Here is a 9,737-nt window from a genome sequence, read left to right on the forward strand (position 1 = left end):
GCGGGGGGATGTGGATGCAGATGGGCAGCGCCATGGGCTTCCTCAAATCGGCTCGGCGATGGGGCGCACTACGCGGCCAGCGATGGTGACTTGGGCCGCTTCCAGAGAGATAGCTCCCACCGCGCGCAGGGTGAGGGCGGTGGTGGCCTCCAGGGTGACGGTGTTCTCCTCTGCGTCGAAGGTGAGGCAGTCGCCCGTCTTCCGGTTGGTGAGCTTCAGCTTGCGGTGGCCTGCGGACTCGTCCAACTCGACGCGGAAGGTGGGCGTGGCGAGGACGCGGTTGTCGGGCGGAGACACCTGGGCTTCTTCGGGCACCTCGCTCTGACCGCCGGGCCGCCCCCAGTGCGCGCTGAGGTAGTAGGGGGCGTCGACGTCGCCCTGGTTGAAGAAGACAGCGACCTCTGCGCCCACCTCGGGGACGGCGAAGAAGCCCGTGTCCTTGGCGCCACCGCCGGAGGTGCCCAGAGGCCAGGCCCAGGCGGACTCGGGCTCGAGGACACCGGGGATGCACACGCGGACGCGGCCGAGCTGCGCCTCGTCCTCGCGCTGGGTGACGTAGCCCACGTACATGCCGAGCAGGCGCGTGTCGTGGGCGAGGAGGTCGTCGTCGAAGCTGCTCATGGTGGGCTCGCTACCTGGGGAGACTCATTCCGGCTTCGGGGTCCTCGACACCGATGGGCTGCCCGTCACGGCGGTACTCGATGTACCGGGTGCCGGTGTCCCTCTCGAATGCCTCCACTTCCTTCAGCGCCCCAGTCGTCTCGGGCGCACTGGTGTTGGGCTGTCCGCCCTGGGGCTGGCCCTGCTTCTCGGGGCTGGCTTGCTGCCGGCGGCCGGTGCCGTCGCGCGACAGCTTCAAGTCCGTGGTGTAGCCGGAGGAGGAGAGGACGTGCTTCGCCTCGGTGACGTAGTACCGGCCGGACAGGAAGCTGGAGATGCCGCGCACCTCCACGACGGACTTCGCGCGCAAGCTGGGATTGCCCACCACCTGGAGGGACAGCTTCACCGTGCCGGCTTCCGCGCGTCGGAAGCGGGCCTCGGACTCGCGCTGGGCTTGGGCAGGTGTCGATGCCGAGGTGGGCTGGACGTTGGTGGTGCTGTTGCGGAGCTGCAGCGACGTGGTGCCCGTGCGCTTCTCCACCACCTCGAGAAAGTCCGCGAGGGTGGTGCGCTCCACGGTGGCACTGCTCGCCTGGACTTCGATGGTTGCCTTGGCCATGGCGTCCCGGCCACGGACGCCCACCTGGCCCACTCGACGGCCCAGCTCCGACTCGACGTTGACGGAGAGGATGTCGCCGCGGCCCGCGTCGGCGTACCACCACAGCACCTGGGTGGGCGCGGCGGCCTGGTTGCGCGGGCCGAAGGTGAGGCCCCTATCGTCGACGTGGAACTCGAACTCCTCCCGCGCGGCCAGGCGCCGGAGGAGCCTCGCGTCCGTCTCCCCGGCCTGGTGGATGGTGTCGAAGGACTCTCCGGTGTCCTCGACGTGGATGGAGTCCTCCTCATAGCCGTACTCGGCGGCCACCTCACGCACCACCTGGGCGCGCGTCTTGCCCTTCCAGGTGCGCGTCTTCGCTTCGCGGTGCATGAGGACGCTGAGCGCCTGGCCCTCGATGGTCAGCACCTGAAAGCCCTTCAGCCTCTTCACCACCACCCGCCGAGGCGGCGCCATGAGCCCCGGGTAGCCCCAGGACACCTCCAGCACCGCGCCGCCCACGAGCTCAGCTCGGTCGAAGAGGGACAAGTCGAAGTTGTCCAACTGGAGGGACAGCTTGTCGGCCTTCGTCGCGGAGTCCTCGAAGGTGAGGCCGAGGACTCGGCCCTCAAGAGAGAGGGGCTCGCCGCCGCGGGCCTTCTCGTGTGCCAGCAGCGTGAGGCGCACGCCAGGCGCGCTCCTGTCGAGGGGCCGCGTCATTCGCTGGCCCTCCGCCGCTGCTCGCTGAGGATGACGTCGGTGAGGACGCGCAGCGAGGGGATGAAGAGGCGCCGCCCAGCCTCCAGCTCCAGCGTCGCGTCGATGATGGGCTCCGGTTGGTAGTCCGCAATCGCCCACCAGAAGCCGCAGGCGCGCGGGAGGGGCGCGAAGTAGCGGCCGGCCAGCCCCCAGAGAGAGTCGCCCTGGGCAACGAGGTGGATGCGCGTGTCCGCGTGCGGCTGGAAGCCGTAGGGGACTCTCTCGCTGAGGAAGAGGTGGCCGGCCTCGTCCCGGAGGCCGAGGGAGAAGGAGTAGCGGCTGCCGGCGTGAGGGGCCACTACGGCACCTCCTGGCGCAGTTGCTCGGAGGTGACGCGGGTGTCGAGCACCTCCTCGAAGGTGACGGTGGCGGTGTAGACGAGGACGCGTCCGTCGACGGCGAGCTGGCGGTAATGGAACTCCACGCTGGCGACGACGCACTCCACGGTGAGGAGGCCAGGCCAGAGGACGAGGACGCGCGGTGGTGCCGTTGCCAGCACACCCTCGGTGCCCGCCGGGGGCACGGTGAGCGCGCGCAGGAAGCCGCGGAACGCCATGATGTTGGAGGCGTCGGCCTGCTGCGTGGCGAAGAAGGCGTCGAGGTAGAACTCCACGCCCGCGAGCTGCCGATTGGAGGTGCCCTGAAACTGGAGCACCTGGTGAGAGAGGCCGGGCACCGCGAGGCGGTTCCAATTCACCTGGAGCTTCTCCACCAACTGCGTGGGGTTGAAGAGGCACTCCATGGCCTCGCCGGTGAGGACATTCACCAGCACGCAGCGAGGAGGACGGGCGAGGCCGGCAGCGATGGACACGTGGAATCCCGCCTTTCAGTACGCCGGCATGGGGGAGAAGCTGCGGGAGGCGGCGTCCCTCTCGGCGCGCGCCGTGGCCTGGGCCAGCACCTCGCCGTCCACCTGCAAGCTGACGAGGACGGGCGCGGCAGGAGTCGAGGCAGGCTGCGAGGAGAGCACCTCGGACTGGGGCAGCGAGGCCTGGAGGGCCGCCACCGCCGGCATGGACGAGGACTCCAGTGGCCAGTCCACCGGCGAGGTGGGCGAGGCCGCGGAGACGGCAGTCACAGGTGTGGCGGCGCTGCCGGTGGCGTCCTCGAGGCCGAAGGCGACGGACAAGTCCCGATGGAGGCCCAGCCGAGCTGACCGCAGGGCCTGCTGGAGGCCGGTGTCCGTGCCGAAGAGGCTCGCCACGGCGTCCACGACGCCGAGGATGGCGCCCACCAATTCCAGGAGGACGCCGGAGATGGCGTCCACCACGCCGAAGACGACGAGCTTCATCCCCGTCCACGCCTCGGCCCAGTCGCCGGTGAGGATGCCACTGAGCGTCAACACCACGCCCCAGAAGACGTCGACGATGCCGGAGAAGGCCGCCAGGGCCGCGTTGAGGATGCCTCCCACCACGGACACTGCGAGGGAGACGGCGGACACCAGCACGCCCACGACGGTGGTGATGTTGCCGATGGCAAACCCAATGGCTTGTCCCATGAGCGCCCACCCACTGCTGCCCTGCTGCAAGGCGGAGTTGGTGCCCAAGAGGCCCGAGAGGGCCCCGGCGAGGACGCGGCCCAGGTGCGCCAGGCTGCCCAGGAGGACGTCGACGCCGGCCTTCATGTAGCCCCACTGCCCCGCCAGGCCCTCCACCACTTCCGCGGCGGCCGTCAGGCCCCTGACGACGAAGTCGAAGACGCGGGCGAGGGCGCGGCCCACCGTGGCCCCCGCGTCGCCGAAAGCGGCGAACTTCGCGGCGGCGGTGGCCGCGTCGTCCCTCTCGGAGAGGAAGCCCAGCGCTTCGCCCACCCGCCCTAGCGTCGCCTGGAAGGCGTCGAGGGTGGGGCGCGCGGCTTCGAGTCCGGAGGAGAAGCCGTCGGCCAGGCCGGAGAAGAAGCTGTGGACGCGGTGTGCCCACAGGTAGAGGTTGATGAGGAAGTCCTTCAGCCCGGAATTCTCGGCCCGGCCCAGCTCCTCCCGCACCGCGCCGGAGAAGCCTCCGTCCTCGAAGAGCTGGACGAGGCCGCGGAAGGCGAGCGTCACCTGCTCCTGCACACGCCGGACGAAGTCTCCCAGCCCCCCGAGGTTGTGACGGAAGGCGTAGGCGAGGCCGGCTACGGCGACGCCCAGCAGGACGACAGCGGCTACCGCTGGCAGCACCGTGGCCAGGAGGCTGCCCAGCGTGAGGCCCAGCACCTTGAGGCCCACCACCAGCAGCGCCAGGCCCACCTTCGCGGAGATGACAGCGCCGACGAGAGTAAGCAGTCCGCCAGCTCCGAGCGCGAAGGCTGCGAAGGCTCGCTTCACCGGACCGGGCAGGGACTGGAAGACACCCAGCACCTGCTGCACCGCGCTGGCGACGAGGGTGACGAAGGGTTTCAGCACCTGGCCGAAGGGCTCTCCGAGGACGATGGCGAGCGTCTCCAGGTTGCCGGCGAGCAGCGTCTTCTGGCCCTGAAACGTGTCCAGCATCTGCTCACGGAACTTCGTGGCCGTGCCGCCCGCGTTCTCGAACTCATCGCGCAGGTGCTTGAGGGCATCTGCGCCGCGGACAATCTCTCCGGTGTCCTTGCGGATTCCGTTGGTGAACTGCGTGAGGATGGCATTCACGCCGCCGAGCGCCTCGCGGCCGAAGGCCTTCAGCAGGAAGGCGGAGCGCTGCGCCGCCGTCATGCGTTCGAGGGCCGGTGCCAGCTCGTCGAGGATGCCGAGGAAGGAGAGGAAGTTGCCTTTGGAGTCGGTGACGGCAACGCCCAGGCCGCGCAGGTGCTCTTGCACTTGCGGGTCCGCCATGCGCTCCATGGCCACGGCCACGGCGGTGGATGCTCTCTCCACGCCGGGGACGACATTCTTCACCAACCCCAATGCGATGAGTGTCTCGGGCAGGGATTGATTGAGGGCCTGTGCACCACGCGCGGCGGTGCCGAGGGCGAGGGGCAGCTCATTCGCGCTGAGGGCGAAGACGTTGACGGCTTGGAGCATCTGGTCGACGGAGATGGCGGCCTTGTCGGTGGAGATGCCGAAGGCCTTCATCGCTTGCGACGCGAGGCCCGCTGCGCCCTGGGGCGTCAGCTCTCCCAACGAGCCACCCGCCAGGTCCAGCACCGGCAGCAGCAAATCCATGGACTCAGCGGCGGTGAAGCCGGCCTGGGTGAGTTCGCGAAGGCCCAGCACGGACTCGGTGGGGGTGAATTGCGTGGCGAGGCTTGCCTTGATGGCCGCGTCACGGAGCTGCCCGAGGACCTCGGCCGAGGCGCCAGAGACGGCACCCACGCCCGCCACGGCCTGCTCGAATTGACCGGCGGTGTTGGCCAGGGACAGCGACGCGCCAAGGGTGACGGCGCCCGCCGAGAAGAGGGCCATGGCGACGCCGAGCCGCTCGAAGGCGCCCTCAATGCGCGCCGTGCCCAACCCCACGCGCCTGTCGAGGCTCATGAAGTTGCGCTCCACGCCCTGAAAGGTGCCAGAGGCCAAGTCCCGCGCCGTGAAGACGAAGCCCAGGCCGAGGTTGTTGAGCATGCGCTACCTCCGCTTCGCGGCCTTCTCCAGCGCCTTGGCCTCCTGGGCGCGCTGCTGGCCCATGCGCTCCAGGAGCCAGTCCCTGTCCGAGGTGGGCAGCTCCAGCGCGTCACCGAGGGGAGCTGCGAGGCCGCTGCCTCCGTGCTGGTGCCAGCACAGTTGGAAGAGGCCCTCGCGCCACGTCTCTAGCGTCACTCGCGGGAAGAGGTGGTGCGCTCCCGACGCCTCGCCGTCCGCTGAGTCCCCGGAAGGAAGAAGCCCCGGTCGAAAGGGAGCTCCACCTCCTGTCGCATGAAGCACTGGGCGCACTCGACTTCGAGGGTGGTGTCCACGCCGCAGTCGACGGCGTCAAACTCGTCGACGAGGAAGTCGGCGTCGCGCAGCGAGAGGTCCTCGAGGAAGCGGCGCTTGTCGCGCGCATCCACTCCGTCGACGTCCAGTATCCGGTAGGCGAGGACGGAGGACAGCAGCTTCTCGGGGGCCGCGCGCTGGAGCTGAGGCAGGCGCCGCTCGTCCTCACCCGTCAGCAGCTTGAAGCGCACGCGCGTGCCGGCGTCCGGCAGCGTCGTCTCGAAGCGGTTGCCGGCGACGAAGGAGGCGCGGCTGGCGTCCGAGAGGACGCGCACCGGCAACTGCGTCAGGTCCAGCTCCCAGTCGATGCGGGCTCGGCAGGCTGCACTCTGACAGGGGACGGCGAAGGCGTACTCGGGGCCGTAAGTGAGGACGCGCACCTGGAGGAGCGCGTAGAAGCGGTCCCCCTGAAGCACTTGGCCCCAATCCACCTTTCCGTCGGCGAAGGCGTAGGGGCCTGCCTCCTGCATCTCCTCCCAGCACGCGGAGAGCAGCTCATCCACCTGGCCGCCGCTCTTCGCCAGCTTCCTATCCGCGAGGACGCGCTCCTCCCGCACTCGCATGCCGCGAATGCGGCCCGTCAGCCCCGAGGGGCATGAGATGATGTCCGCCATGTCCTTCCTCCGGGAAGGACAAAGGCCTCGGGCGACAAATCGGGGACATCCTCAAGCGCGTTTCATTTGACGACGGTGGTGCCTGCGCGTGTTGGCTTGGCCACACAGAGGACACCTTCAGTAGCTCAATAACGGTGGAAAGTTGAGCCGATGGTCCGCCTCGTGGCTAATGAAGTGCAACCGCCATGCCCCATACCTCGAAACTCTCATGCCGAGTGGTGTTCAGCCCTCAGGCATGGGGGCAGGTGGGGCGCATGCCGCAAGGCACATTCGTTGTCGTGCAGGAGGCCGTCGCCCTCCTTGCGAGGGAAGGACGCGTGCAGCGCTCGTCAGGAGGCACCACCGCCACTCGGCTTCGGTTGGCCCCAGGGCCGCTGGACATCATCTGCGAGTGGGACGAAACACGGCGCACGTTGACAGTTGTGGATATCGTCTCCGTGCCCGCTGAGGCTTGTTGAATTCGCGGGCGGATGTGGCGCTGCCTCTGAATGGGAACCGCCCACCCGCGTGCAAGGCCCACGGGTGCTACGTCGCTGGCTGAGTCCTACTTGGCCAGCTCGAAGGAATCGTAGGTGAGGGTGACGCTTTCGATGACATTTTCATCGGACTCGTTGTCCCACTCGCCCGCGACGAACTTCACCGGCCAGGCGCGGGAGAGGCTCCACCGACGCAGCGTGGTGCCGTCTCTGTCTTGCTGGACGATGTCGAGGTTGCGCTTGTAGAGGCTGTCTGGCAGGCCCAGGCCGCTGGTGGTGTGGACGACGTCCTGGAACCAGTCGAAGAGCTGGTGGTCCTGCGTGGCGCCTCTCTCCAGGGTGACGTCGGAGAAGGTGAGGCGCCCCGGCGACTTGTTGGGGATGAGGCTGCCGCCCTCGAAGTATTGGACGTTGGCGACCTCGACGGACAGCTCGGAGCATTTTTGAAAACCTGAGTGCCCGAGGCCGTCAGCCTCACAGAGGAACTTGAAACGCTTATGGAAGCTGCGCGGCTGTCCGATGATGGCCATGGGGTGCTCCTCACAGGCCCGCCGAAGCCAGCTCGGCTTCGAGGGCGCGGGTGTCCTGGGCGATGCGCAGGACGATGAATTCGGCCGGTTTGTTGGTGGCGAGCCCGATGCGCGCCACCAGCTTTCCGGCGAAGACGACGGACGGCGGGTTGAGGGCGTCCGAGACGTCGACGAAGTAGGCCTTGGCGGGCTCCTGGCTGCGGAAGGCCCCGTTCTTCATCTGCGCGAGGAGGAAGGTGGCGATGGAGCGCCGCACCTGGGCGCGCAGCCCTTCCGTGTTGTTGCGGTGCCGGGCGAATTGCAGGCCCGACTTGAGACTGCGCTCGATGAAGGACACGCCCCGGCGCTCGGCGACGTAGGGGAAGTTGCCGCCCGCCTTCAGCGTGCGGCTGCCGTCAATGAAGCGCGGCAGGCCGGGCCCCGTGGTGAGCGGGTTGATGCGGCGGGGGTAGACGATGTCCCGCTTCTTCTCGTCGAGGCACTCCTTGGACTCGAAGCCGAGGACACCGAACATGCGCCCGGCTTCGATGCCCGCGGGAGCCTCATACACACCGCCGGGGCGCGCGGCGTCGTTGCGCGCGAAGACGCCGGCGATGATTCCAGAGGGCGGGACGACGAGCTGCTCCACGTTGCCGAAGACGCCGCGGGCGGGGTTGAGCACCTTCACGCGGGGCCAGTAGAGGGCCGCGTGCTCAGAGAGGCCTTCGAGAGCCGCCTCCTGCGAGACGTAGGAAACCATGTCCGCCGCCCTGTAGCCCGCGGGCGAGTCGAGAATGGCGAACACCAATCCGTTTCTCGCCACCTCGCAGTAGCGCACCATGGCGTTGTGCACGGCTGGCGTGGCCCGGCCGGGGACCAGGAGAAGCGTGAGGTCCTGCACTTCGTCGAGCGCGTAAAAGACCGCTCCCGCCGGCCTCCGAGCCGATGAAGTCCGTGTCGTTGAGGCCGACGAGGCCGTCGGTGCCGCCTGTGAGTGCCACCGTCTGCTCGTCAGGGAGGGCGCCGGGTTGCACCATGAAGGCCCGGACGTAGCTGCTCCCGGTGCGCTCGTCATTGAGGACGCGCTCGGCGTAGCGCGCGTCGTCCTCGGCCGAGGAGAGGTTGGGGAAGGACTCGCGGTAGGCGCCGTCCTCAAGGACGAGGACGTCAAAGGTGTCGGGCGCGCCAGCCGTCGCGGGGCGCACCTCCACCTCGATGCGGTTGGCGTAAGCGCCCGCATCCTTGGCCTCCAGATGGAGGACGTCGATGGCACCGGATGCGTCGCCCGTGTGCAGCAGCGCGTCCAGTCCGAGGCCGGGGCCCGCGTCTCCCTGTACACGCAAGGACGCGCCAGGGCCCGTGGACTGGGTGCGCACCTGCAGCGTCCCAAGAGAAGAGGGTGCCACGCGGACGCCCGCCACCGCTGCCTCGACGAGAGCACGCACCTCCGCCAACTCGACGGCGCGCAGACTCTGGACGTTGCCGCTGCCCACCTGCGGGCCGCCGGGGAAGCCGAAGACGTCGCCAGCCACCTCGTCGTCCACCTCCAGGCGGCTGGCGGCGCCTTGGGTGTCGCTGGCGATTCTCAGCACACCGTCCTCAACGAGGGCGCGACCCCCAACGAGTCCGGCGTTGAGGACGGCGGCGACCTCCTGGGCGGTGGCCTGGGCGATGTCGCCGAAGGACTCCTCGAGGAATGGGATGAAGACGTCCCGCCCGGCGTCGACGCGCACGCGGAGCGCCTGGCCGGCGGTGAGGGCATAGGGCCCAGGGCGCCCCGCAGAGACGGAAGCCGCTGCGCCGGAGAAGATGACGTCCACCGCTTCGGCGCCGTTGACGGACACCTCCAGGCGCTGGCCGTCGGCCAGGGTGAAGGGGGGCCGCAGGGTGCCACGCACGACAGCGGGCGTGGGCCCGCCGCCCGTGGTGAGGGCCGCCGCCGCACGCGTGGCCGTGTGCGACTCGGGGTTGGAGACGTCCTCGTAGTGGACGGTGCGCACCGCCCAGAGGTGGCTGCCGCCCTGCTCGAAGAAGCCCATGGCGGCGAGGGCGAGGTCCGAGTCCGGGGTGAAGCCTCCGAAGGTGGCCTGGTACTCCTCGAAGGAAGTGCACAGCACGGCCTGGCCGATGGGGCCGCGCTCCGCCAGGCCCACGGCACCCGCCACGGAGGTGGGCGCGGAGGGAATGCCGCGGACGCGCGGCTCCTCCTCCTCAACCACGATTTTCGACGACAGCAGCGCACGACTCACGAGGCACCTCGCTTCTTCCGGGACACGCGCGCGGACGCTTCCGACGCGGGGAGGAGGGATGGAG

10 protein-coding genes are annotated in these 9,737 nt (G+C 69.1%); all 10 read right to left on the reverse strand.

Annotated elements, in window-relative coordinates:
* Positions 1-42 precede the first annotated feature (42 nt).
* Complete coding sequence (locus tag FMQ63_RS36100; protein WP_011551946.1) at positions 43-621, reverse strand: phage baseplate assembly protein V; 579 nt, start codon at positions 619-621, stop codon at positions 43-45.
* A gap of 10 nt (positions 622-631) precedes the next feature.
* Positions 632-1,915, reverse strand: a complete 1,284-nt coding sequence (locus tag FMQ63_RS36105) for a phage late control D family protein (protein ID WP_011551947.1) — start codon at positions 1,913-1,915, stop codon at positions 632-634.
* On the reverse strand, positions 1,912-2,253 hold the full coding sequence (locus tag FMQ63_RS36110) for a hypothetical protein (protein ID WP_011551948.1): 342 nt from the start codon (positions 2,251-2,253) through the stop codon (positions 1,912-1,914). Before FMQ63_RS36110 ends, FMQ63_RS36105 begins: the two co-directional genes overlap by 4 nt.
* The gene (locus FMQ63_RS36115; protein ID WP_011551949.1) at positions 2,253-2,765 is read right to left on the reverse strand and encodes a hypothetical protein; all 513 of its coding nucleotides are present in this window, start codon (positions 2,763-2,765) and stop codon (positions 2,253-2,255) included. The genes FMQ63_RS36110 and FMQ63_RS36115 overlap by 1 nt, the downstream gene beginning before the upstream one ends.
* A 15-nt stretch (positions 2,766-2,780) precedes the next feature.
* Positions 2,781-5,474: a phage tail tape measure protein gene (locus tag FMQ63_RS36120; RefSeq protein WP_011551950.1), complete on the reverse strand. Its 2,694-nt coding sequence runs from the start codon at positions 5,472-5,474 to the stop codon at positions 2,781-2,783.
* A 3-nt stretch (positions 5,475-5,477) separates the two neighbouring features.
* Positions 5,478-5,669 carry a hypothetical protein gene (locus FMQ63_RS36125; protein WP_011551951.1) on the reverse strand — a complete coding sequence of 64 codons (192 nt, stop codon included), beginning with the start codon at positions 5,667-5,669 and terminating at the stop codon, positions 5,478-5,480.
* Positions 5,666-6,439: a hypothetical protein gene (locus FMQ63_RS36130; protein WP_011551952.1), complete on the reverse strand. Its 774-nt coding sequence runs from the start codon at positions 6,437-6,439 to the stop codon at positions 5,666-5,668. The genes FMQ63_RS36125 and FMQ63_RS36130 overlap by 4 nt, the downstream gene beginning before the upstream one ends.
* A 544-nt stretch (positions 6,440-6,983) precedes the next feature.
* Positions 6,984-7,445 (reverse strand): phage tail protein, encoded by a 462-nt coding sequence (locus FMQ63_RS36135; RefSeq protein WP_011551953.1) that lies wholly within the window; start codon positions 7,443-7,445, stop codon positions 6,984-6,986.
* Positions 7,446-7,455: 10 nt separating this feature from the next.
* The gene (locus FMQ63_RS36140; protein ID WP_011551954.1) at positions 7,456-8,184 is read right to left on the reverse strand and encodes a phage tail sheath family protein; all 729 of its coding nucleotides are present in this window, start codon (positions 8,182-8,184) and stop codon (positions 7,456-7,458) included.
* Positions 8,138-9,737, reverse strand: a 1,600-nt coding sequence (locus FMQ63_RS36145) for a phage tail sheath protein (protein WP_141277001.1), incomplete at its 5' end; no start/stop codon positions are given. The genes FMQ63_RS36145 and FMQ63_RS36140, both read right to left, overlap by 47 nt.

The sequence above is a fragment of the Myxococcus sp. CA005 genome (assembly GCF_006518205.1).
Taxonomy (GTDB): Bacteria; Myxococcota; Myxococcia; order Myxococcales; family Myxococcaceae; genus Myxococcus; species Myxococcus xanthus.

Excerpts from the sequence above, each read along its gene's own strand:
- FMQ63_RS36140 (WP_011551954.1), bottom strand. The coding sequence starts at position 8,184 with ATGGTTTCCTACGTCTCGCAGGAGGCGGCTCTCGAAGGCCTCTCTGAG.
- FMQ63_RS36100 (WP_011551946.1), bottom strand. The coding sequence starts at position 621 with ATGAGCAGCTTCGACGACGACCTCCTCGCCCACGACACGCGCCTGCTC.
- FMQ63_RS36135 (WP_011551953.1), bottom strand. The coding sequence starts at position 7,445 with ATGGCCATCATCGGACAGCCGCGCAGCTTCCATAAGCGTTTCAAGTTC.
- FMQ63_RS36130 (WP_011551952.1), bottom strand. The coding sequence starts at position 6,439 with ATGGCGGACATCATCTCATGCCCCTCGGGGCTGACGGGCCGCATTCGC.
- FMQ63_RS36105 (WP_011551947.1), bottom strand. The coding sequence starts at position 1,915 with ATGACGCGGCCCCTCGACAGGAGCGCGCCTGGCGTGCGCCTCACGCTG.
- FMQ63_RS36120 (WP_011551950.1), bottom strand. The coding sequence starts at position 5,474 with ATGCTCAACAACCTCGGCCTGGGCTTCGTCTTCACGGCGCGGGACTTG.